Below are 19,645 nucleotides of genomic sequence, written 5' to 3' on the forward strand. Positions count from 1 at the left end.
TATGGCGAATTGCCTCGGGGTAGCCAATTACGCTGGGGTTATGGCGAATTGCCTCGGGGTAGCCAATTACGCTGGGGGGGGGGTGCGCTTCTGTCGCTCTTCCCTGCCTTCGGCGAATATCCGCTGATACTCATACTGTCAGCTTGCCGAACGTTTGGCCTGTGCGGTCAGTTTTCGCCACCATGGATCACCTGCTCAAGCATCACTTGCACAGCATATGACATCGTCTTCTCCCCTTTGCCGAGGAGCTGGAGATAGACGCGGGACACGTCGAGGCGCTCGGCAAGATCCTTCTGCGTCCCAGTAACGGCGAGGGCTTGCCTGACTAAATCGGGAGCTAGGTCCGGGTCATAGCGCTTTCGAGCGTCGATCATGCGGCCTCCAGGTCAGCTTCGCGGCCCTTCATGTTGATGAGATAAGCAGTGCCCTGCTCGTCTTCCATCTCGACGCCGCGATAACCGAGGATAACGGCAGCTTCGCCGGCGATGCGCTGGATGTCCCAAGAAGCTTCGGCGAGATCTTCCGGCTCGATGTCGCAATCGATGCTGTGGACGTCTTCATTCTGGGCGATCAGCTCTTCGGCGGTGTCTTCGTCGCAGCCGACCATTTCCATGACTTGCTCGACCAGGCCGTCCAGCTTCTCGGCATCGTCGTGATAGAAGAGCTGGCTAGCTTCGATGATGTCGTCTTCGTCGATCTCGGTGCTGTAGGTGACATGCTCACCGGCGGTCATCACGTATTCGTCTTCGGAGAAGAACAGAAACTCGCCGAAGCGGCCAAAGCTGTTGATCTCGGTGATTTCGCTGGGGCTGGTGTGAATCAGTTGCATGTCGCCGTCTCCTCATCTGTTGAATTCAGTGTAAGATAACTGAGTTATCATTGCAAGCCTTTTCCCTGAATTTTTCTCCCGCCCGACGAGCCCAGCTCGCCGGGCGTTTTTGTTTCTGTCCGAGGTGCGCCATGGAGCTCTCCCAGCGAGGACTTGAGCTGATACAGCAGTTCGAGGGCCTCCGCCTGCGTGCGTACCTGGATAGCACTGGCGTCCCGACCATCGGTTATGGATCGACCCAGGGCGTGCAAATGGGCGACGAGATCACCGAGACCGATGCTCTCGCCCTTCTCGCGGCTGACTGCGACCGATTCGAGGACGCGGTGCGGGGGCTGGTGAATGTACGGCTCAACCAGAACGAATTCGACGCCCTGGTCGCCTTCTCATTCAACGTCGGCGCTGCCGCCCTTCGCGACTCCACCCTGCTGCGCAAGCTGAATGCCGGCGCACCGCGTACTGAGGTGGCCGACGAATTCCTGCGCTGGACCTATGCCGGAGGCCGACACCTCGACGGTCTCGAACGCCGCCGCGAGGCTGAGCGCACGTTATTCCTGACGCCGGTCGATGAAGATCACCACTGGCTCGACGAAACCAAAAGAGTACCGCGAGCATAAACCCATGATTTTGATACGCAGGCCCACCGAGGAGGCGGGATGACCGACGCGAATCCCGGTACCCATCAAGTGCGAGCCAAGCCAATCTTCGAGCGCCACCTCCAGACGCTCCTCCTTACCCTGGTCGCCGGCCTCATCGCATGGCAGGGCGTTACCACGCTCAAGCTCATCGAAACCACGGCCCGCCAGGACGAGCGCATCACCCAGCTCATCACCATGACTGAGCAGTTGCGCAACGACCTAAAGGACGCCGACAGCCAGTACATGACGAACCAGGACGCATCGCTCTACCGGCAGCAAATGAATGGCCGGATCGATGCCCTGGATAACCGAGTCTCCCGGCTCGAAGGACGATGATATGCAATGGCAAGACATCGCCGAGACGGTGGGCAAGATCGCGCCGGTGGCTGGCTCGGCTCTTGGTGGTCCGCTTGGTGGCGCTATTGGCGCTGTCATCGCTGACAAGCTGGGCGTGAAGCAGTCGCCGCAAGCGGTCGGCGAGGCGATCAATGCAGACCCCGAGGCGGCGGTAAAGCTGCGGGAGATCGAGGCCACCGCTCAAGCCGCCGAGGCCAGTGAGCGCACCAAACGCCTGCAGTCGGTCAATGAGACGATGCGGGCCGAGGTCGATAGCGACAGCACCCTCAAGGCCGGATGGCGGGGTGCCGTCGGCTGGACGTTCGCCCTCTCCTGCCTGGGCGTGATGGCTTCGGTCGTGTGGGCGATGTTCCAGCCTGGCACTGACAAGGCCGAACTCATCAATTCCGCCCTGGTGGTGTTCGGCATCATGGCCGCTGTGCTGGGCATCGACATCAACCGCGTCGGCAAGGAGCGTCTAGCGGCTCGGGGCGTGAACCCCGGCTCTTTCATGGACGCGATCAAGACGCGGGTGGCTGGCAAATGATTAAGACTGCCATTGCCCACGCCGCCGTCGCGGCCATCATCCAGCTTATCCTGGGGCAGTTCATTGGGTACGGCGCCGCCGGCGTCGTGGCAGTCGCGTTCTACGTCTCCCGAGAGATCACGCAGCACGAGTACAAGCTGGGCATTCGTCGCGGCTGGGTGTGGGGAGAAAAGCTGCCCATCCAGCCCTGGGAACCTCTGGTGAGAGGTTGGTCACTTGACTCTGTGCTGGATGTCGCGTCCCCGGCGGCAGCCTGTGCCGTTATTGCGGCCACGCCGATCCCTGTGTTGATCAGGTGATAGCTCGCGCTTGTCGAGTAAAACGCAACACTATGGCCGCGAAGTGGAAAAATATGCGGCCCTCGGATCAAAATTACGTCAAGCAAAAGCGAACACGCATCGCTGAGCGGCCCATTCTGCCCACGCAGTCTCAACACAGCCCTGAGCGGGGCGCTCACCAGTGCGAGTAAGAGGATAGAGACGATATGACGAAGAAGGCTGCCAAGGGGGCTGTCGAGTTGACGGCTCGGCAGTCTCGATTCGTTGATGAGTACCTGAAGGATCTTAGCGCCACTCAGGCCGCCATTCGCGCCGGTTATAGCAAGAAAACCGCTGGTCGCACCGGGCACGAGAACCTGAAAAAACCTGAAATTGCCAGCGCGATCCAGGAGCGCATGAATGATCGCTCCAAGCGGACGCAGATCACAGCCGACAAGGTGCTGGAGCGCTGGTGGGAGATCGCCACCGCCGACGCAGGGGAGTTGACCCAGGTTCGTCACGGGTGCTGCCGCTACTGCCACGGGGACGACCACCAGTTCCAGTGGAAGGACGAGGAGGAATTCGCCCGCGCAATGGCCAACGCCGAGTTCGGTAAAGAGCCAAACGATGCGGGTGGATACGGTTTCCGCGATTTCAACCTGCCTCACCCTAATTGTCCCCAGTGTGGTGGCGAAGGTGTGCCGCGAGTGTATGCCGAAGACACCCGCAAGCTGACCGGCAGCGCGAAGCTGCTGTTCGCTGGCGTGAAGCAGACCAAGGACGGGCTCGAGGTCAAGATGCACGACCAGAGCAAAGCGCTCGAGAACGTCGCCCGCCACCTTGGAATGTTCACCGATCGCGTCGATCACGTATCGAGCGACGGCAGCATGGCGCCCAAGCCGACCACCATCCAGCTAGTAGCGCCCAATGACGACAGCGACGCTTGAGATCCCGCCGAAGCTGATACCGGTATTCACGGATAAGCCAGGCGAGAGTATCCGCTATCGAGGGGCATACGGCGGACGGGGCAGCGCCAAGACGCGCACTTTTGCCTTGATGTCGGCTGTGCGTGCCTACGTCTGCGCCGAGGCCAATCAGTCCGGTGTCATCCTCTGTGGCCGCGAGTACATGAACAGCCTGGAAGACTCCTCGATGGAGGAGGTCAAGCAGGCGATCCGCTCGGTTCCCTGGCTGGATGCCTACTTCGACATCGGCGAGAAGTACATCCGCACCAAAAACCGGCTTGTCTGGTACACCTTCGCCGGCCTGCGCCACAACTTGGACAGCATCAAGTCGAAGGCCCGCATTCTGCTGGCATGGGTCGATGAGGCAGAGAACGTCAGCGAGATCGCCTGGCAGAAGCTGCTGCCGACCGTTCGGGAGGCTGGGTCCGAGGTCTGGGTGACATGGAACCCTGAGCTCGACGGCAGCCCGACCGACACCCGCTTCCGCAAGAACACGCCGGAAGGCGCCAAGATCGTCGAGCTGAACTACACGGACAACCCTTGGTTCCCCGAGGTGCTGAACCAGGAGCGTCTCAACGACCGCGAGACTCTCGACGACCAGACCTATGCCTGGATATGGGACGGCGCCTATCGCGAGAACAGCGAAGCGCAGATTCTCGCCGGCAAGTACCGGGTGGCTGAGTTCGATCCTGGGAAGGACTGGGACGGTCCTTACTTCGGTATTGACTGGGGCTTCTCCCAAGACCCGACGGCCGCCGTCAAGCTGTGGGTGTTCGACCGTCGGCTATGGGTGGAATACGAGGCCGGCAAGGTCGGGCTCGAGAACGATGACATCGCTAAGTTCCTGATCGACCGCATCCCTGGCATAGAGAAACACACAGCTCGGGCCGACTCGGCACGCCCTGAGACGATCAATCATGTCCGTTCCGATGGCGACGGCAAGCGCGACAACCTCCCGTTCGTTGAGCCAGTCGAGAAGTGGAGCGGCAGCGTTGAGGACGGTATAGCCCACCTGCGCAGCTACCAGGAGATTGTCATCCATCCACGCTGCACCGAGTTCCTCAAGGAAGCTCGGCTGTACAGCTACAAGGTGGACCGCCTCACCGGTGACGTGCTGACCAAGATCGTCGATGCGCACAACCACTATATCGACGCATCCCGCTACGCCCTGCAGCCGATGATCGGCGGCAACAACTACCGCCAGCGTTTCGCCGCCATGGCCAGTTAGGAGGCACCATGCCGACATATCACGAGGACGGCTATCGCTCGGCAATGCTGGGTGATCGCCGCCGCCAGGTTGCGCCTGCCGATCCGGCGACTATGTATGCCCGGGGCGGTATCGCGGCCCGAGTGATCGACATTCCGGCCGACATGGCTGTGTCCCGGGGCGTGGAGATCAAAGGCGACGACAAGCGGGTCATCATGGACGAGTTGGATCGGCTCGATGTCATGGGCTCCCTGGCCGATGCCATTCGCTGGTCGAGCCTGGACGGCGCAGCGGCGTTGCTGCTGCTGACCGATACCGGCGAGTTGGCTGACCCGCTACCGGATAATGTGGGGCGCATCACCGAGATTCGCGTCATCGAATACAGCCAACTCTCGGTGGCCCCGGGTGGCTACTACGACGATCCTAGAGACCCGACATACGGTCAGCCCGAGGTCTACCACGTCCGCCCGTTGATCACCGGCAATTACGCTGGCACCGGTTATTTCGAAGCCCATGAGTCACGCCTGCTGCCGGTCCCGGGTGAGCCCCTGCCGGCCCGACTCAAGGTCGGAAAGTCGGTGCCCTGGGCGGGTCGTCCGTCCGCTGATGCTGCCTACCACACGATCAATCGCTACGAGCGTGCGCTCACGCTGGCCCTCGAGGTTCTCAAGCGTAAGCAGCAGGCCGTACACAAGATGAGCGGCCTGGCCACCTTGATCCAGAACGGCCAAGAGAATCTGGTTCGACAGCGCGTGGACCTGGTGGACGATGTGCGCAGCCTCATGAACGGCGTGGCCGTGGATGCGGAGGACGACTACCAGGTTTATGACCTCAACGTCTCCGGCATCAAAGACCTGATCGCCGAGTTCCAGGTGGCCGTGTCCGCCGACTCAGGCATTCCGGTCACGTCGCTGTTCATGCAGTCTGCCGGCGGCCTCAACAACACCGGCGAGAACGACACCGACAACCTCTACAACCTGGTCGAAGGCATCCAGAAAACCCGAGCGCAGCCGGCGCTTGAGCGGCTTGTCGATGCCATCACCCGGCAGTCAGGCGTCAGTGCGCCATCGGATTGGTCGATCCATTGGCCCAGCCTGTGGACGCCGACCGAGAAAGAGCAGGCCGAAATCCGCGCGAACAACGCCAAGGCGGCGCGTGATGAAGCCGAGGCTCGCAAGGTGGACTTTGAGACAGGTTCGGTGAGCGAGCGAGAGTTGCGCGATCACATGGAACGCGAAGGGATGTACGGCCTGGAGGCGTTAGACGATGCCTGAGCCGAAATGGGCGCATCCCGAGGCTATTGAGCGCGAGTACACGAAGACCCTCAAGCAATACGCCCGCCGATGCCAGCGCGCGTGCAACGAGCTGTTGATGCCGGAGGTGCCGCGTCTCGTCGAGATGGCAGGCATGCGCAGCGACGCCATGGGCGAGAGCGAGGAGTCCGACGAAGGCACCTGGGCCGACCGCCTGAACGAGATCCTTGGCACTGTTCTGGCCGCCCTCCTCGGTCGCCGCGCCCAACAGGTCTTCGAGGGCATGGCTGGACCGGCGTCAGCCTCTGATGTCGGCGTGGCCGAGTTCGGCGAGCGCGTCAGCCGCTTCAACCTGCGCCAGTTCGTGAAGCTGGTTCGCCATGTCTACGGCGAGCCCTACGCCAAGGCCGAGCCTGACCTCGACAAGCTGATGCGGGCTTGGGAGCTGGAAAACCTCAAGCTGATCCGGTCCATCCCCGAGCGATACGTCGATGATCTGCAGGGCGTGATCATCCGCGCGATCAACGAGGGCCAATCGGCCACCGACCTGCGCGACACCATCCGGGCGACCTACGACAAGCCGGTCAACCGGGCGCAACTGATCGCCAACGACCAGATCGGCAAGCTCAACGGCCGCCTGACCCAGTATCGGCAGCAAGCCATTGGCATCGACGAATACTACTGGCGCGGCGTTCTGGACTGGCGTGAGCGTGCTCACCACCGGCGCCGGGAGCGCAAGTCCTTCAAGTGGTCGAAGCCGCCCTGGGATGGCCATCCCGGCCAGCCGATTCACTGTCGCTGTTGGGCCTCCCCGAAGTGGCCGCCCCGGGATAACGTGAAGCTCTCGTGATACAATGATTGCGCATGGCTAGGCTTAGCGGCTGAAAAGGAGTAACGCCTACTCCCTGCCATGCCCCACATTAGGCGATAACGTAAAGGCGACGTTATGAATCCAGAGCTTACCCAAGAGATCGTTCGCGAGCTGCTTCACTATGATCCCGAGACAGGTGCATTCACTTGGCGGCATAGAGCTTCCCGCTGGTTTAGAAGCGAGGGGGGATCAAAACAAGTGGAACGCAAAGCTCGCGGGCAGAAGAGCAGGTAGTGAAAACCGAAACAGGTATGGTTACCGCCGAAGAACGATAGCCCTGTTCGACAGGAATCACTATGAGCATGTTTTGGCGTGGATATACATGCGCGGGCATCCTATTCCTGAACAGATAGACCACGCCGACCGGGATGGTTTCAACAATCGATGGGCCAATTTAAGAGCGTCGGACGCGACCGGGAACTCGCAGAATACTTCCCTGTCATCCAGTAACACCAGCGGAGTATCCGGGGTCAACTGGGACAAGAAAAACAGGAAGTGGCGCGCGCGATGCAAGATTTCGGGCAAGTATCATCATGTTGGCAGGTTTGACCGTATTGAGCATGCCGCCGAAGCCCTGAGAGCGTTTCGCGAACAGCATGGAATAACCGAAGGTCATGGCAGCCCTCGCCCGTACTGACTCGCTATATTCCAATAGGCCGCCCTTGAGGCGGCTTTTTTGTGCCCGCTTTTAGGAGGTCTTCATGACATGAGTGTTTATCGCTACGACCGGGCGCCGATCAAGGCCCGGCTCACGGAAGATGGGTATCTCGAAGACTCGCCTGTGCTGACCCGCACGGGCGTTTTTACGTACAGGGATGGCAAAGGCGGCATTCGTCGTGAGCTGCGCCGGCCCGAGGACGTGTTCTCCCAAGACTCGCTGGCCACCTATCGCAACAAGCCGATCACCAAGGGCCACCACGGCAAGGTCACGGCGTCCACCGTGAAGAAGCACCAGATCGGCACGGTGACAAGCGAAGGTCGGCAGGATGGCAACGATGTGACTGGCGACATCGTGATCCACGACCCACGCGTGGTGAAGCAGGACGGCTGGAAAGAGCTCTCTGTGGGCTACCTGGTGGACACGATAGAAGAACCCGGCGAGTACAACGGCGAACGCTACGACGCCATTCAGACGAACATCCGGGTGAATCACCTGGCTGTCGTGCCCGAGGGCCGCGCAGGCAATGCCCGGCTCAATCTCGATTCGGCAGACGCCGAGCAAATGAGCGACGCGGCCGATGCCGCAACACCAACCGACGACGATGAAGGTGATCCGATTATGGACAAAGTGCGTCTCGACAACGGCATCGAGTACGACGCCGCGCCCGAGGTAGGTCAGGCCTACAAGCAGGCTCGCGCTGATCTTGACGATGCCAAAACCAAGCTCGAGCAGGAGAAGGCCCGGGCCGACGCTGCCGAGCAAGCCAAAGAAGAAGCCGAAAACCAGGCTGAGCAGATCAAGCAGGACGCTGTGAAGCAGGCCCGTGCCCGACTGGAGCTCGAGGCCAAGGCCAAAGAGCACAAGGTCGAGGTGAAGGAAGATGCCGCCGACCGCGACCTCAAGGTGAGCGTGATCAAGGCCATTCGCGGCGATAGCGTCGACCTGACCGACAAGGAAGATGCCTATATCGACGCTGCCTACGACTACGCGGTGGCCGACGCCGACAAGCGTCGGGACGATGCCGCCAATCAGCGCAAGGTGTCCACCGGCATCAACCAGGATGGCGCACCTGCCAAGGGCGGCGGTGCTGCCGAAGCCCGCGAGAAGATGGCCGCCCGCATGCGCGGCGAGAAAGTGGAGGATGACCAATGATCTTCGAGATGCAAAAAGCCTTCCCGGGCATGAAGGCCGACGCCGGCTTTGACCGTGTCGAGTCGTTCCCCGCCGGCGGCGACGTCCGCTTCGGCCGTGTCTGTGGCGTGAACGCCAGCGGCGCAGTGGTGGAAGGCGGCGGTACTCGCATCGCCGGCATCGCCCTGCACACCCACACCAAGATCGACAACTACGTCCAGTACGACGATGTGTCGGTTCTGACCCGAGGCCTGGCCTGGTGCTCCGTGATCGATGGCGGAACCGTTACCGATGGCGGTGCCATCGAGTTCAACGCCGCCGGCGAAGTGCAGGATGCCGACGTGGGTACTGCCTACCCGAACGCCGTGTTCCGCTCCGACGCCGTGACCCTCAACGATGGCCGGGTGATTGCCTGCGTCGAGCTCCACTCTCCGACCGCATAAGGATCGACGACGATGAAACAGCACATGAACTATGACGCCGCCGATCTGGCGGCGGTGATGGATGCCGGTGACCGACTGGGCATCGTGCGAGAGGACGAGGGCCTGTTCCTGGCGCGTCAGCTCGACTATGTGAAGTCTCGCATCTACGAGACCATCACCCCGAGCCTGACTGGCCTGGACCTGGTGCCGGTCTCTACCGAGGTGCCCGAGTGGGCTGAGTCGTTCACCTATCGCACCTACGATGAAGTCGGCATGGCGAAGTTCATCTCGAACTACGCCGATGATCTGCCGCGCGTGGATGTGACCGGCAAGGAAGAGACGCTCAAGCTCAAGAGCCTGGGCGATGCCTACGGCTATAGCCTGGATGAAATGCGCCTGGCCAACGCCATGGGCACCAACCTGCCGGAGCGCAAGGGCCGCACCGCCCGTCGTGCCATCGACCAGTTGATCAACAAGGTCGCCATGGTCGGTGATGCAAACCACGGCTTCTACGGCTTCACCAACCACCCGAACCTGGGTGAGACCGCTGTCAACGGTGCATGGACTGATTCGGCCACTACCGGTCAGCAGATCCTCGACGACCTGCTCGCCATGTACGACGCCGTGCAGATCCAGTCCTACGACTACCACACACCCAATACCCTGGCGCTGGCTCCGACTCGTCGCTCTGCGCTGACGCGCAAGAACGTCAACGAGGGCGGCAACTGGGAAAGCGTGTGGTCTCGGTTCAAGGCGCTCTATCCGAACGTCAGCCTGATCGCCTCGACCGAGCTCGAGCCGAGCGATGCCAACGGGCAGCAGTCCTCTGCCGTCATGTACGAGCGTGACGTCGACAACCTGTCCATCGAGATCCCGCGCCCGTTCGAGCAGCTTCCCGCGGAGAAGCGCAACCTCGAGATGGTGATCGACTGCATCGCCAAGTGCTCCGGCGTGGCGGTCTACCGTCCGCTGTCACTCACTAAAGCCGTGGGGGTTTGATCATGGCCAAGTACCGTAACGAAAGCCTGGGTGTAGTGAACGTGGGCGGCCAGTTTGCCGCCCCGAAACAGACCCTCGAGGTCGATGACAAAGCGCCGGGGCTCGCCCGCATGGTCAAGCGCGGCGTGCTGTCGAAAGTCGGTGGCCGCACCGCCGGCGCCAAGCCGGACGGAAAGGCCGAGAAGGGTGGCGAGACCCAGAAGGCTGAGCAGCCGCAACAGAACGCGGCCGAGTAACCCGAGGCCCTGCGGGGCCTCCCTGATTCCGAGGCTGTCATGACGCAATACGTGACCGTCGCCGACGTCGACGAAAAGCTGAGTAGCGAATGGGCGCCGGGGGACGACAAGGCCCGGTACGTCGCCATGGCCAATGCCTACCTGTCGGCCCAGCGCATCCAGCTTCCAGACCCTGTGCCCGACGAGATCGTCACGGCAGGCGCGGAGCTGGCCGGTGCTGCCGCCGATGGCAGCCTGTACATGGAGCGGTCACAAGGCGTCATGACCAGCAAGCGCGTGAAGGCTGGGAGCGTTGAGAGCCAGCGCCAATACTCCGATGTGTCGGCGTATGGCAAGCATGCGGCCCTGCCTGAGCGTGTCCAGTTCGCCTTGGCGCTGATCGAGCCATTCCGCAAGATCAGCATGGGCATCACAGTGGGGTACGGCAATGGGCATGCGTGAGGAGCTTCAAGGCGACCTGGCCGAGGCCTTTGCCAGCGACGACGATCTTGGCCAGGCCTATGATGCCTTCATCGGCGAGCGAGTGCTGCCGGGTGACGGGGTCTACAACCCTGATACCGGTACCTACGAGCCGGCGAAGCATGCCTATAACGGCAGCTACTGGCGCGAGGAATTCACCTTCGCCGAGATCCAGTCACTCGACCTGGGCTCTGCCGACATCAAGATCGGCATGCTGGCCAGTGCCGTCGATGAGATGCCGCAAGTGGACGACTCCATCACGCTGGCCGGTGGAGCCGAGGCACGGGTTATCTCCGTGACCCCTGATCCTGTCGGTGCCACGTACGCCGTACATCTCAAGGTGAGCTGACATGGCCAGGGGCGGTTGGAGCGGCAAGCCGACCGATTTCGCGCTCGAGGTCGAGGACGACACCATGGTGTTGTTCCGTGAGCTCTGTGAGCAGGCGTCGAGGGCGGTGATCTACAACATCGCTCGCGACACCACGCGGCTGCGCGCGAACACCAACTTCTCGGTCAACGTGCCCGACGAGAGCTACGACCCGAACAAGCGCGACGTGACGGGCAGCACTACGCTGGCGGACGCTAGGCGGGCCATGGCGGCGCTCAAGCCGGGCGACTCGTTCCACATCGTGAACCGGACGCCCTACGGCAAATACGTCGAGGCCGGCCATCCCAACCCGAACACCGCTGGCACCTATGCTGGGGCCTTCAACACCATCAAGGAACTTGGCTCATCATGAACTATCAGCAACTGGTGGCCGATCTGGTGAAGCACGCCCGTGCGTGGCCCGGCCCTGAGCCACTGGAGATCCCCAACATTCCGGTGCAACAGCACGAGGACAACTGGCTCCAGCTGGTCGTGAATCCTGGTGAAACGCTGACGCCAGAGGTGGGCAGCGGCCCATGCCCTCGGATGCAGGGGCTAGTGATATTTCAGATCTACGCCCAGCGCGAGAAGGGGTGGGGAGCGGCCTACGACATTGCCACCCGGATTGGCAACCACATGGCCTATCAGTCCATCGGTGACATCGACACCCTGGCCTACACGCCGGAGGACTTCGGAGAGATCGATGGCTGGTATCGCGTGAACGTGAACATCCCATATCGCTGCTGAACGGCAGCAGAACGCATCCCAAGCCCTGGCATCCGCCGGGGCTTTTTTGTGCCCGACCGCGAGGTAATGAAACATGGCGGAATCCAATCAGTACAAGCTGTCGATGCGCCTGGCCGGCTCTGGTAATCCATGGCAGGTACTCCGCCGCACCGATGGCGGCCCCGGCATCACCACCAATATGACCAACCCGAACGAGGTCGATTCTAGCGGACAGGATTCGTCCATGCTGCTGACCTCGATCACCGTTGGCGGTAATGTGTCGATCGCTTTCTCGGCGAAGACCTACGACATGATCATTCGCAACGTGATGGGCTCGGATTGGGTGGTCGATGGCACAGATCCGACGCTGAGCACCATCATCATCGGCAAGGACACGCCCAAGCTCGAGTTCCTGGTCCAGTACATGGACGTCGGTGCCGCCGGCAAGGCCTATATGATTGGCGAAGCCAACGTCTCGCAGCTCCAGCTCTCCCTCTCCGCCGGCGAAGTCGTCTCGGGTTCGTTCTCCATCGTGGGCGAGTCCTACAACGCAGACTACGACTTCAGCGCCGACACCTTCGAGGATGAGACCATCACCAAGCCGATCAATGCGGCTCAGGACGTCAACGAGCTGGTCATCGAGGGCGATACGGTGATGGACGTCTGTGTGAACACCATGGACATCACGATCAACCGCAACTACCAGGAAGATCCCTGCATCGGCCATGAGGTGCCCCACCAGTTCAAGGGCACCGCCCAGGTGACGGGCAATATCTCTTTGGCGCTCACCGAGAGCACGTTCGGCCTGCTGAAGGATTCCATCAACGAGAAAGAGTTCGGCGTCCGGCTTGATATGAACGATGGCACTGCTGGCAACAGCTACTTGATCGAGACGTTCCGCACCAAGCTGGGTGTCGAGATGCCGTCAGGGGGTCGTGACACCGTGCTTCGGCCTGCCGTCAGCTTCACCGCCCTGAAAGACCCGAACATCGGATCTTTCATTCGGGTTTCACGAACCCTGGCCGCCTAAGGAGGGGATATGGCGCTTTCACGTAAGGGTCGCGGCGGCGACGTCAACGAGACGAAGTGGTTCGACTACGACGATGACACCCAGGTGCTCATCGCTCGCTGGGATAATGACCGGTATACCGTCGGTATGAACCGGTTCCGCGCCGTCTTCCAGGAGAAGATGCGCCGGTTGCTGGATAAGGCTGAGCAAGACGGTGACCTCCGCTTCACCAATGACCTGGCCGAGGTGTCGGGTGAAGAACAAACCGAGTTCGAGGCGCAATGCAGCCTGATGGCTCGCTACATCCTGCTCGACATCCGCACCAAGGATCGGAAAGACGGCAAGTTTCTGCTCGATGACGAGGCAGTGGCCTACGACCACGAGATCGGCGAGGAGCTTCTCCGCAAGGACATCGAGCTCTTTATGTGGGCGTCCGGCAAGGCCCAGCAAATGCAGCGCGACGCCTACTCGCTCGCCGAGGGCGCTGAAAAAAAGCCATAGCCGAGCTGCGGTGGCAGAACGAGTGGGGGTCGGAGGAAAAGTTTGAGGCCATCGCCAAGTTCATCAAGGTCGACAACCCTCGGCCCGAGCTGGACGGTCTCAGCGCCATGCTGGTGGACGCCTTTTCCCTGATCGAGCGAGGGCGACGAGTGGTCGCTGGGATGGGAGGGGTGGGCCGGCTGCCCTTGTCCCTGCACGAGATCGGCCCTTACCTGGACCGATTCGCGCCGCCCATCCCGGAGCGCGAGTTCATCTATGCCATCATGCGGATGGATAACGTCGTGCTTGAGCAGTAGGCCTCAGTCGAGCAGCGTATCCAGCAGGCTTTCGATGGCGTCGCCTACTGTATCCACTGCAGCTCGGATGGCCTCAATGATTGTTTGGAACATAGTGTCACCCTGCGGCGTGTAAAGGTGTGACCCGGGCGCGAGGCTGCTGTGCTGCCTGCCATAGCTCGTACTTAAGCTGCATCTCCAGCCACATCTCTGCGCTGGTGCCAAGTGCCTGCTCGAGGCGCAGCGCCATATCTGCCGAGATGCCGGCGTTGCCGTTGAGGATGCGAGAGAGCGCGGCACGCGTTACACCCAGGCGTTTGGCGGCCTCGGTGACCGAGATGTCGCCGATGTACTCGCGCAGCACGGCGCCGGGATGCGCGGGATTGTGCATGCGGTTCATGCGACCTCCTAGTGGTAATCCTGATAGTCCACCAAGATGGCGTCCTCGCCATCAAAGGTGAATGTGAGTCGCCAGTTCCCGTTGACGGTGATGGTCCAGTGGCCGCTCAAGCTGCCCTTGAGCGGATGCAGCTTCCAGCCTGGTGCATTCATGTCTTCGGGGCCCTTCGCGCTATCCAGCGCGGTGAGCTGGATTTGCAGTTTGGTCGCGTGTTTGGCCTGGATACCAGCGGTTGAGCCGGTCTCGAAGAGCTTGCGCAGGCCTTTATGTCGGAAGCTCTTGATCATATGAGTAGCGTATAGTGTCGCTGCACGAAAAACAAGCCTGAACGCCTTTGCGCCCCGCTCTCCCAGGCGGCAAACTGGCAGGAAACGCAGGGCCAGGAGGCAAAATGAAGAAATGGGCGGCAGTGATGGTGGCGGCGGCTTTGGCTGGGTGCACAGACGAGGGAAATTGGAAGCGAGACGCCAAAGGCGTTATTGACGACAAGTTCGGAACCTACCCATCCCTGGATAGCGCGTTCATCGTTGAGAGTGAAGAGCACGCCAATCTTGTCGCAGTGTGCGGGACGTTCTCGATCAACACAGGCCAGCATCGTTTTAATGAAAGGAGATTCGTGGTGACGGGGTTCGCTTATGGTGACGCGATCTTGTCGAACACCAGCCTTTACATTGACGACCTTGACCCTACCAGCGTCCCGCATCAGGCGGTCGATGGACCTAAAGGGCAGGCTCGGTTCGAGGCAACCAGTTGGAATCTCTACTGTGTAAATGACCACCATCCTGCCGTGGCAACCGGCTTCGCTGATTAGTTCTGACATAACCCATAGGCCCCGCCACTGAGCGGGGCTTCTTGTTTCTAGGCTCGCCACGGCGGGCCTTTTTTGTGCCTGGAGTTTGAGCATGGCCGAATCCCGCCTCAGCATCGTCATCGACTCGCGCACTGCCGAGCAGAAAGCTCAGGACGTGCGCCGCGCCCTCCAGGCGCTGGAAGATGCCGGCGTCCGGGTCACGGCGACGACCGGCGGCGTATCGGCTGCTATGAGCCAGCAGGCCAGCCAGGCCAGCGTGTTGACCCGCAACGTCAACAGCACTCGCGGTGCTCTCCAGCGCATGCAGCAGGTGCAGAATCAGGTGCGCAGCGGGCAAAAAGGTCTGTTCCAGCCCGTTCAGGCTGAGCGGTACGAGCAAAGCGTGGAGCGCGTCAGGCGTCAGATGGATGGCGTGCGCGGGAGCTACAACCGGGCCGGGCTGTCTGCCAAGCAACTGCATCAGGCACAGCGCCAATTGCCCATGCAATTCACCGACATCTTCACGTCGCTCGCCTCCGGGCAGCCGGTGATGCAGGTCTTCCTGCAGCAAGGTGGCCAGCTCAAGGACATCTTCGGCGGTATCGGCCCTGCCCTTCGCGGTATGGCAGGATACATTGCCGGCCTGATCAACCCGCTGACGATTGCGGCTGGCTCTGTAGGCGCTTTTGTCGTGGCATTCGAGTCAGGCCGTGATGAAGCGCAGCAGTTCAACAAGACGCTGACCATGACCGGGCAGCAATCCGGTGCCACAACCGACGAACTGATGACGTTGGCCGCTCAGATGGACAACCTGGCCAGCACAACACAGAACCGTGCGGCCGCCGCGCTCAATCAAGTGGTCAAGTCCGGAAAGTTCACTGCCGAGCAGTTCGAGACCGTCACGCGCACCGCCATTCTGATGGAGAACGCTACCGGTCAGGCCATCGACAAGACCGTCGAGCAATTCGGCAAGATCGCCGACGATCCCGTCGATGCCATTGCCGAGCTCAACGAGCAGTACAGCTTCCTGACCGTCGAAACCTACGAGAACATCCGCGCCCTGGCCGATAGCGGTCGCGAAATGGAAGCCCAGCGTGTCGCGATGAACGAGTACGCCGACACGATGCGCGACCGCGCCTCAGACGTCTCCGACAACCTTGGATGGATTGAGGAGGCAGCCCGAGGTGTTGCCGGTGCGGCCAAGGAGATGTGGGACGGCCTATTGAACGTTGGGCGTGACGATACCCTCCAGCAGGAGGTGTCTCGCATCCAAGGGGAGATTGCTCGGATTGAGGAGTCTTTGGCAGAGGGTCGGTTCAGCAACGCAGGCGGGGAGTCGCGATCACGAGCGGCTTTGGCTAGGTTGAAGCAGGAGCTGGCCATCAAAATCGGCTTGCTGGCTCAGGAGCAAGCCAGTGCCGACGCTCAAAAAGATCAAAACGAGGCCGTTCAGGAACGCATCAAGCACGACGAAAAGATCGACGAGCTGCTCGAGGCCCAACAGACCAAAAAGCAGCGCATCGCCGAGATCGACGAGAACATAGCCACTCTCCGTAAGGAGCTGGCCAGCACCGAGTCGGCGGACCGTCGGGAGGAGATTCAAGGTGCCATTCAAGCCTGGCAGGACGAGCGACAGAGCGTCGTCGAATCCACCGAGGCTTACAAAGCCAACGAAAAGGCTGCCCGAGAAGCCGCCCGCGAGGCCGAGAAAGCCGCCCGTGAGCGTCAGCGATCCATCGAGAAGTACAACGCCAGCCTTCGCTCCCTTCAGGACCGGCTTTTCCCTGTACAACAAGCCCAGCGCGACTTCCGCCAGGATCAAATCCTGCTCCAGACAGCCCTCATGCAGGGCAAGATCACCATCGAGCGCTACATCGAGGCCAACGAACGTCTCAACGAGTCGATGCGCAGCGATAAGACCTGGCAGGAGGCATACGGCTTCGATGGCAACACGTCCGATATAGACAAGGTGAGCGATTCAGCTCGAGAACTCGGCCTGACGTTCACCTCAGCCTTCGAGGATGCCGTTATAGAGGGCGAGAACTTTCGCGGCGTCCTCCAGGGCATCTTCGAGGACATCCAGCGTATCCTCATTCGTCGATCGATCACGGAGCCTGCCGAGGAGGCCATTTCCGGTGCCCTCGATGGATTCAGTTGGGGCGGCTTGTTTAACGGCCTCATGGGTGGCGGCGGAGGCGGCGGCACCTATACCGGCGGGACAGTTGGAAGCCTCTACCCCGGCATGTCCGAAGGCGGCTACACCGGCGACGGCGGCAAGTACGAGCCCAAAGGCATTGTTCACGGCGGCGAGTTCGTGGTGAAAAAGTCCGTGGTCGATAACCCTGGTGTTCGCCCCATGCTCGAGCGGCTGAACAAGGGCTATGCCAATGGTGGGTATGTCGGGCCGTCGTCTGGGGCGACCGCCAGCCCCGGCGTCTTCGTCAACGTGCACACCGATGGCGATGCCCAGGTATCCCAGCAGGAATCTCGCCGATCCGACGGCACTCGGCAGCTCGATCTCTACATCGAGCGGAAAGTCAGGGGCACCGTCCACAGCATGTTCTCCAGTGGCGAGATGGACCGCCCTATGCGCCGCTTCGGCGCACGCCGCCAATCCACCGGATAAGGAGGAACCATGCCCACATGGCCCGCATCGCTGCCTCAGCGACCGCTGGCGTCGGACTATACCGAGACACCGGCCAGCCAGGTACTCCGCTCTCAGATGGCCGTCGGCCCGCCCAAGACGCGGCGACGCTCCACAGCCAGCACACGCACCATCCCGGTGGCGTACAACCTGACCAATGCGCAGGCAGACACGTTCGAAGATTGGTTCGACGCCGACATCGGCGCCGGCGCCCTGCCCTTCGACTGGCCAAACCCGCGCACTGAGACCATCCAGTCAGTGATGATCATCGGCGACGAGCCCTATCAGCTATCTCCTATCGGAAGTGGCGCGAGCTACTGGCGCCTCTCCATGACCATCGAGATCCAGCCGTAAGGCGAACACAACCACCACAACCCGCTTCGGCGGGTTTTTTATTGCCCATGAGGTGACATATGAGCGAACGAGCAGACAAAGACCTGGCGCTGCGGGAGCGCTTCGAAAAGATTCAGCAGGCTGTCGAAGCTGGTGAGTTAGCACAGAAGCTCCGCGAGGATCGGGTCGCCGCACTGGAAGAGAAGGTGCAGGCATTGAGTTGCGAACTCAGTGATCAGGCATGTTCAGCAGTAATGCGGGTTGATGACCTGGAATGCCGGGTAGAGGAGCTGGCCCGGAAGATGCCCGGCGCGTAGCCGGGCGATGGCTCAGCTTGAAGATAGGCGCGTTTTTTCTTTCCATGCCATCTCGGCAAGCTCTGAGACCTTCATACCCTCAAGATTGCTCGGAGCATCGAATGAAGGGGTGACGGTGTCGTCACCTTTCTTCATGAGCGCTCTGACCTTCCTCTGCTTGCCATGGTGCTGGATTGTGAGGTCAATCATTTTCCAGCCGTCTCGTTCAAAATCGGCCATATCTCACTCCATTAGCGATGTGTGAGCCCTGAGCCTCGCCTGGTGTAGCGTGGCCATCAACTGAGCATTTACCCAGCCTGAACGCCTATCCATGCCCCGCCTCGAGCGGGGCTTTTTGTGTCTGGAGCCCCTATGTCCATCCGCCAGATCAGCGCCGAGGGGCTGCGTGACATGTTCGCGCAGCACACCGACGCGGCTGTGTTCGCTCTGCTGACGTTCACGCATCCGAACCTCTCCGAGCCTATCCGCCTAGTGAACAACACCGAGGCCATCACCTACGACGGCCAGCTCTACGAGGGTTTTCCGTTCCGCTTCACGCCGCCTGCCGAGGACGAGGAACGCGAGGCGGTGGCCACCGTCGAGGTGAGCAACGTGGACCGCCGGCTGACCGAGGCGCTGCGCACCATCCAGTCACTCGCTGGCGTCGACATCCAGGTCGTGCGCTGGAAGCAGGGCACCGTCACCCGCGAGATGCACATCCCGGGCATGTACCTGATGAGCGCCGACATCAACACCGAGACGGCGTCGCTCCAGATCAGCCACGCGTTTGACGTTCTCAATAGCCCAGCAACACAAGACATCCTAAGCCCAGGTACTTCTCCTGGCTTATTTAGATAGGAGTGAGGCATGGCCAAGCCTATTGATCTCTCAGGATTTCGGATGGATAGCGCAACTGCCCTGAAGCGTGTTGGCAAAAACCACAGAGACCAGTTTATGTGGGAATGCCGATGCGATTGCGGAGAGCTTTTCTACGCAGTAGCAGCCAATATCAAGCTGAAGCGGATTAATCACTGCGGATGTCAGTCTACGAAGAATCGTCGTCAGGCGCATACCCACCACGGAAAGACGCGAACCCCTGAGTTCAATTCGTGGCAAGGGGCGCGGGATAGGTGCCTATGCCCCACTAACAAGGCATATGCGTACTATGGCGGCAGAGGTATTCGTATTTGCGAGCGGTGGATGTCGTTCGACAATTTCCTGCAAGACATGGGGCCAAAGCCCTCTCCCCGGCATTCCCTCGACCGCATCAACGTTAACGGCGATTACTGCCCAGAGAACTGTCGCTGGGCGACTCCTGCTGAGCAAGCTCGAAATCGACGCAACAACGTGCGCATCACCATCGACGGGAAAACGCAGACACTCTATGAGTTCTACGGGCGCAAGAGCAGTTCTGCATACACGATGGCGAATCGGATGATCGCTAAGGGCGTGACGCCAGAAGAGGCGGCTTCCCTCTGCCCGCCGAAGTGAGGCCC

31 protein-coding genes and 1 pseudogene are annotated in these 19,645 nt (G+C 61.0%); 26 read left to right on the plus strand and 6 right to left on the minus strand.

What is annotated here, in order from left to right; genetic code table 11:
* Positions 1–167 precede the first annotated feature (167 nt).
* Positions 168–374: a hypothetical protein gene (locus LU493_RS17865; RefSeq protein ID WP_275289161.1), complete on the minus strand. Its 207-nt coding sequence runs from the start codon at positions 372–374 to the stop codon at positions 168–170.
* Positions 371–829, minus strand: a complete 459-nt coding sequence (locus LU493_RS17870; RefSeq protein ID WP_275289162.1) for a hypothetical protein — start codon at positions 827–829, stop codon at positions 371–373. Before LU493_RS17870 ends, LU493_RS17865 begins: the two co-directional genes overlap by 4 nt.
* Before the next feature lie 131 nt (positions 830–960).
* Between LU493_RS17870 and LU493_RS17875 the strand changes: the two genes are divergently transcribed.
* From LU493_RS17875 to LU493_RS20080, 9 genes and pseudogenes are all read left to right on the plus strand, one after another.
* Complete coding sequence (locus LU493_RS17875; protein ID WP_275289163.1) at positions 961–1,443, plus strand: lysozyme; 483 nt, start codon at positions 961–963, stop codon at positions 1,441–1,443.
* 39 nt (positions 1,444–1,482) lie between these two features.
* A complete protein-coding gene (locus LU493_RS17880; RefSeq protein WP_275289164.1) occupies positions 1,483–1,800 on the plus strand; it encodes a hypothetical protein in 318 nt (105 codons plus the stop codon).
* A gap of 1 nt (position 1,801) precedes the next feature.
* Complete coding sequence (locus tag LU493_RS17885; protein WP_275289165.1) at positions 1,802–2,347, plus strand: 3TM-type holin; 546 nt, start codon at positions 1,802–1,804, stop codon at positions 2,345–2,347.
* Positions 2,344–2,646: a hypothetical protein gene (locus LU493_RS17890; RefSeq protein WP_275289166.1), complete on the plus strand. Its 303-nt coding sequence runs from the start codon at positions 2,344–2,346 to the stop codon at positions 2,644–2,646. The genes LU493_RS17885 and LU493_RS17890 overlap by 4 nt, the downstream gene beginning before the upstream one ends.
* Before the next feature lie 185 nt (positions 2,647–2,831).
* Positions 2,832–3,551: a terminase small subunit gene (locus tag LU493_RS17895; protein ID WP_275289167.1), complete on the plus strand. Its 720-nt coding sequence runs from the start codon at positions 2,832–2,834 to the stop codon at positions 3,549–3,551.
* Positions 3,532–4,797, plus strand: coding sequence for a PBSX family phage terminase large subunit (locus LU493_RS17900; protein WP_275289168.1), 1,266 nt, complete (start codon positions 3,532–3,534; stop codon positions 4,795–4,797). Before LU493_RS17895 ends, LU493_RS17900 begins: the two co-directional genes overlap by 20 nt.
* Before the next feature lie 8 nt (positions 4,798–4,805).
* Positions 4,806–6,050: a DUF1073 domain-containing protein gene (locus LU493_RS17905; protein ID WP_275289169.1), complete on the plus strand. Its 1,245-nt coding sequence runs from the start codon at positions 4,806–4,808 to the stop codon at positions 6,048–6,050.
* A complete protein-coding gene (locus LU493_RS17910; RefSeq protein WP_275289170.1) occupies positions 6,043–6,879 on the plus strand; it encodes a phage minor head protein in 837 nt (278 codons plus the stop codon). Before LU493_RS17905 ends, LU493_RS17910 begins: the two co-directional genes overlap by 8 nt.
* Before the next feature lie 142 nt (positions 6,880–7,021).
* Positions 7,022–7,309: pseudogene (locus LU493_RS20080) on the plus strand (HNH endonuclease); the annotation flags it as partial.
* A gap of 30 nt (positions 7,310–7,339) precedes the next feature.
* On the opposite strand, the gene LU493_RS17915 reads toward LU493_RS20080, so the two are convergent.
* On the minus strand, positions 7,340–7,516 hold the full coding sequence (locus LU493_RS17915) for a hypothetical protein (RefSeq protein ID WP_275289171.1): 177 nt from the start codon (positions 7,514–7,516) through the stop codon (positions 7,340–7,342).
* A gap of 90 nt (positions 7,517–7,606) precedes the next feature.
* Between LU493_RS17915 and LU493_RS17920 the strand changes: the two genes are divergently transcribed.
* The 11 genes from LU493_RS17920 to LU493_RS17970 all read left to right on the plus strand — a co-directional run bounded on the left by LU493_RS17920 (position 7,607) and on the right by LU493_RS17970 (position 13,707).
* Positions 7,607–8,713, plus strand: a complete 1,107-nt coding sequence (locus tag LU493_RS17920) for a DUF2213 domain-containing protein (protein ID WP_275289172.1) — start codon at positions 7,607–7,609, stop codon at positions 8,711–8,713.
* Positions 8,710–9,135, plus strand: coding sequence for a structural cement protein Gp24 (locus tag LU493_RS17925; RefSeq protein WP_275289173.1), 426 nt, complete (start codon positions 8,710–8,712; stop codon positions 9,133–9,135). Before LU493_RS17920 ends, LU493_RS17925 begins: the two co-directional genes overlap by 4 nt.
* Positions 9,136–9,147: 12 nt before the next feature.
* Positions 9,148–10,113, plus strand: a complete 966-nt coding sequence (locus LU493_RS17930; RefSeq protein WP_275289174.1) for a DUF2184 domain-containing protein — start codon at positions 9,148–9,150, stop codon at positions 10,111–10,113.
* 2 nt (positions 10,114–10,115) lie between these two features.
* A complete protein-coding gene (locus LU493_RS17935) occupies positions 10,116–10,349 on the plus strand; it encodes a hypothetical protein (protein ID WP_275289175.1) in 234 nt (77 codons plus the stop codon).
* A 39-nt stretch (positions 10,350–10,388) separates the two neighbouring features.
* A complete protein-coding gene (locus LU493_RS17940; protein ID WP_275289176.1) occupies positions 10,389–10,790 on the plus strand; it encodes a hypothetical protein in 402 nt (133 codons plus the stop codon).
* Positions 10,783–11,157: a hypothetical protein gene (locus tag LU493_RS17945; RefSeq protein WP_275289177.1), complete on the plus strand. Its 375-nt coding sequence runs from the start codon at positions 10,783–10,785 to the stop codon at positions 11,155–11,157. The genes LU493_RS17940 and LU493_RS17945 overlap by 8 nt, the downstream gene beginning before the upstream one ends.
* A gap of 1 nt (position 11,158) precedes the next feature.
* On the plus strand, positions 11,159–11,548 hold the full coding sequence (locus LU493_RS17950) for a hypothetical protein (protein WP_275289178.1): 390 nt from the start codon (positions 11,159–11,161) through the stop codon (positions 11,546–11,548).
* Positions 11,545–11,922, plus strand: a complete 378-nt coding sequence (locus LU493_RS17955; protein ID WP_275289179.1) for a phage tail terminator-like protein — start codon at positions 11,545–11,547, stop codon at positions 11,920–11,922. Before LU493_RS17950 ends, LU493_RS17955 begins: the two co-directional genes overlap by 4 nt.
* A 73-nt stretch (positions 11,923–11,995) precedes the next feature.
* Positions 11,996–12,931, plus strand: coding sequence for a phage tail tube protein (locus tag LU493_RS17960; RefSeq protein WP_275289180.1), 936 nt, complete (start codon positions 11,996–11,998; stop codon positions 12,929–12,931).
* Positions 12,932–12,940: 9 nt separating this feature from the next.
* Positions 12,941–13,411, plus strand: a complete 471-nt coding sequence (locus LU493_RS17965) for a hypothetical protein (RefSeq protein ID WP_275289181.1) — start codon at positions 12,941–12,943, stop codon at positions 13,409–13,411.
* 107 nt (positions 13,412–13,518) lie between these two features.
* Positions 13,519–13,707 carry a hypothetical protein gene (locus LU493_RS17970; protein ID WP_275289182.1) on the plus strand — a complete coding sequence of 63 codons (189 nt, stop codon included), beginning with the start codon at positions 13,519–13,521 and terminating at the stop codon, positions 13,705–13,707.
* Positions 13,708–13,804: 97 nt separating this feature from the next.
* Here LU493_RS17970 and LU493_RS17975 read toward each other — a convergent pair whose 3' ends face one another.
* Positions 13,805–14,086: a HigA family addiction module antitoxin gene (locus LU493_RS17975; RefSeq protein ID WP_275289183.1), complete on the minus strand. Its 282-nt coding sequence runs from the start codon at positions 14,084–14,086 to the stop codon at positions 13,805–13,807.
* 8 nt (positions 14,087–14,094) lie between these two features.
* Positions 14,095–14,373: a type II toxin-antitoxin system RelE/ParE family toxin gene (locus tag LU493_RS17980; RefSeq protein WP_275289184.1), complete on the minus strand. Its 279-nt coding sequence runs from the start codon at positions 14,371–14,373 to the stop codon at positions 14,095–14,097.
* 104 nt (positions 14,374–14,477) lie between these two features.
* On the opposite strand from LU493_RS17980, the gene LU493_RS17985 reads away from it, so the two are divergent.
* The 4 genes from LU493_RS17985 (at position 14,478) to LU493_RS18000 (ending at position 18,170) form a co-directional block, all read left to right on the plus strand.
* Positions 14,478–14,897 carry a hypothetical protein gene (locus LU493_RS17985; protein ID WP_275289185.1) on the plus strand — a complete coding sequence of 140 codons (420 nt, stop codon included), beginning with the start codon at positions 14,478–14,480 and terminating at the stop codon, positions 14,895–14,897.
* A gap of 91 nt (positions 14,898–14,988) precedes the next feature.
* Positions 14,989–17,502, plus strand: a complete 2,514-nt coding sequence (locus LU493_RS17990; RefSeq protein WP_275289186.1) for a phage tail length tape measure family protein — start codon at positions 14,989–14,991, stop codon at positions 17,500–17,502.
* A 9-nt stretch (positions 17,503–17,511) separates the two neighbouring features.
* On the plus strand, positions 17,512–17,874 hold the full coding sequence (locus LU493_RS17995; RefSeq protein WP_275289187.1) for a hypothetical protein: 363 nt from the start codon (positions 17,512–17,514) through the stop codon (positions 17,872–17,874).
* A gap of 59 nt (positions 17,875–17,933) precedes the next feature.
* The gene (locus LU493_RS18000) at positions 17,934–18,170 is read left to right on the plus strand and encodes a hypothetical protein (RefSeq protein WP_275289188.1); all 237 of its coding nucleotides are present in this window, start codon (positions 17,934–17,936) and stop codon (positions 18,168–18,170) included.
* A gap of 12 nt (positions 18,171–18,182) precedes the next feature.
* On the opposite strand, the gene LU493_RS18005 is transcribed toward LU493_RS18000, so the two are convergent.
* Complete coding sequence (locus LU493_RS18005; RefSeq protein WP_275289189.1) at positions 18,183–18,389, minus strand: hypothetical protein; 207 nt, start codon at positions 18,387–18,389, stop codon at positions 18,183–18,185.
* A gap of 132 nt (positions 18,390–18,521) precedes the next feature.
* On the opposite strand from LU493_RS18005, the gene LU493_RS18010 reads away from it, so the two are divergent.
* Together LU493_RS18010 and LU493_RS18015 are read left to right on the plus strand one after the other, a co-directional pair.
* Positions 18,522–19,007 (plus strand): DUF1833 family protein, encoded by a 486-nt coding sequence (locus tag LU493_RS18010; protein WP_275289190.1) that lies wholly within the window; start codon positions 18,522–18,524, stop codon positions 19,005–19,007.
* A gap of 9 nt (positions 19,008–19,016) precedes the next feature.
* A complete protein-coding gene (locus LU493_RS18015; protein WP_275289191.1) occupies positions 19,017–19,640 on the plus strand; it encodes a hypothetical protein in 624 nt (207 codons plus the stop codon).
* Positions 19,641–19,645: the final 5 nt, after the last annotated feature.

It is taken from the genome of Halomonas elongata (genome assembly GCF_029081005.1).
Lineage (GTDB): Bacteria > Pseudomonadota > Gammaproteobacteria > Pseudomonadales > Halomonadaceae > Halomonas > Halomonas elongata_B.

Bases quoted from the DNA above. Each gene is read 5' to 3' on its own strand.
- LU493_RS17865 (WP_275289161.1), bottom strand. From the start codon at position 374: ATGATCGACGCTCGAAAGCGCTATGACCCGGACCTAGCTCCCGATTTA.
- LU493_RS17870 (WP_275289162.1), bottom strand. From the start codon at position 829: ATGCAACTGATTCACACCAGCCCCAGCGAAATCACCGAGATCAACAGC.
- LU493_RS17875 (WP_275289163.1), top strand. From the start codon at position 961: ATGGAGCTCTCCCAGCGAGGACTTGAGCTGATACAGCAGTTCGAGGGC.
- LU493_RS17880 (WP_275289164.1), top strand. From the start codon at position 1,483: ATGACCGACGCGAATCCCGGTACCCATCAAGTGCGAGCCAAGCCAATC.
- LU493_RS17885 (WP_275289165.1), top strand. From the start codon at position 1,802: ATGCAATGGCAAGACATCGCCGAGACGGTGGGCAAGATCGCGCCGGTG.
- LU493_RS17890 (WP_275289166.1), top strand. From the start codon at position 2,344: ATGATTAAGACTGCCATTGCCCACGCCGCCGTCGCGGCCATCATCCAG.
- LU493_RS17895 (WP_275289167.1), top strand. From the start codon at position 2,832: ATGACGAAGAAGGCTGCCAAGGGGGCTGTCGAGTTGACGGCTCGGCAG.
- LU493_RS17900 (WP_275289168.1), top strand. From the start codon at position 3,532: ATGACGACAGCGACGCTTGAGATCCCGCCGAAGCTGATACCGGTATTC.
- LU493_RS17905 (WP_275289169.1), top strand. From the start codon at position 4,806: ATGCCGACATATCACGAGGACGGCTATCGCTCGGCAATGCTGGGTGAT.
- LU493_RS17910 (WP_275289170.1), top strand. From the start codon at position 6,043: ATGCCTGAGCCGAAATGGGCGCATCCCGAGGCTATTGAGCGCGAGTAC.
- LU493_RS17915 (WP_275289171.1), bottom strand. From the start codon at position 7,516: ATGACCTTCGGTTATTCCATGCTGTTCGCGAAACGCTCTCAGGGCTTC.
- LU493_RS17920 (WP_275289172.1), top strand. From the start codon at position 7,607: ATGAGTGTTTATCGCTACGACCGGGCGCCGATCAAGGCCCGGCTCACG.
- LU493_RS17925 (WP_275289173.1), top strand. From the start codon at position 8,710: ATGATCTTCGAGATGCAAAAAGCCTTCCCGGGCATGAAGGCCGACGCC.
- LU493_RS17930 (WP_275289174.1), top strand. From the start codon at position 9,148: ATGAAACAGCACATGAACTATGACGCCGCCGATCTGGCGGCGGTGATG.
- LU493_RS17935 (WP_275289175.1), top strand. From the start codon at position 10,116: ATGGCCAAGTACCGTAACGAAAGCCTGGGTGTAGTGAACGTGGGCGGC.
- LU493_RS17940 (WP_275289176.1), top strand. From the start codon at position 10,389: ATGACGCAATACGTGACCGTCGCCGACGTCGACGAAAAGCTGAGTAGC.
- LU493_RS17945 (WP_275289177.1), top strand. From the start codon at position 10,783: ATGCGTGAGGAGCTTCAAGGCGACCTGGCCGAGGCCTTTGCCAGCGAC.
- LU493_RS17950 (WP_275289178.1), top strand. From the start codon at position 11,159: ATGGCCAGGGGCGGTTGGAGCGGCAAGCCGACCGATTTCGCGCTCGAG.
- LU493_RS17955 (WP_275289179.1), top strand. From the start codon at position 11,545: ATGAACTATCAGCAACTGGTGGCCGATCTGGTGAAGCACGCCCGTGCG.
- LU493_RS17960 (WP_275289180.1), top strand. From the start codon at position 11,996: ATGGCGGAATCCAATCAGTACAAGCTGTCGATGCGCCTGGCCGGCTCT.
- LU493_RS17965 (WP_275289181.1), top strand. From the start codon at position 12,941: ATGGCGCTTTCACGTAAGGGTCGCGGCGGCGACGTCAACGAGACGAAG.
- LU493_RS17970 (WP_275289182.1), top strand. From the start codon at position 13,519: ATGCTGGTGGACGCCTTTTCCCTGATCGAGCGAGGGCGACGAGTGGTC.
- LU493_RS17975 (WP_275289183.1), bottom strand. From the start codon at position 14,086: ATGAACCGCATGCACAATCCCGCGCATCCCGGCGCCGTGCTGCGCGAG.
- LU493_RS17980 (WP_275289184.1), bottom strand. From the start codon at position 14,373: ATGATCAAGAGCTTCCGACATAAAGGCCTGCGCAAGCTCTTCGAGACC.
- LU493_RS17985 (WP_275289185.1), top strand. From the start codon at position 14,478: ATGAAGAAATGGGCGGCAGTGATGGTGGCGGCGGCTTTGGCTGGGTGC.
- LU493_RS17990 (WP_275289186.1), top strand. From the start codon at position 14,989: ATGGCCGAATCCCGCCTCAGCATCGTCATCGACTCGCGCACTGCCGAG.
- LU493_RS17995 (WP_275289187.1), top strand. From the start codon at position 17,512: ATGCCCACATGGCCCGCATCGCTGCCTCAGCGACCGCTGGCGTCGGAC.
- LU493_RS18000 (WP_275289188.1), top strand. From the start codon at position 17,934: ATGAGCGAACGAGCAGACAAAGACCTGGCGCTGCGGGAGCGCTTCGAA.
- LU493_RS18005 (WP_275289189.1), bottom strand. From the start codon at position 18,389: ATGGCCGATTTTGAACGAGACGGCTGGAAAATGATTGACCTCACAATC.
- LU493_RS18010 (WP_275289190.1), top strand. From the start codon at position 18,522: ATGTCCATCCGCCAGATCAGCGCCGAGGGGCTGCGTGACATGTTCGCG.
- LU493_RS18015 (WP_275289191.1), top strand. From the start codon at position 19,017: ATGGCCAAGCCTATTGATCTCTCAGGATTTCGGATGGATAGCGCAACT.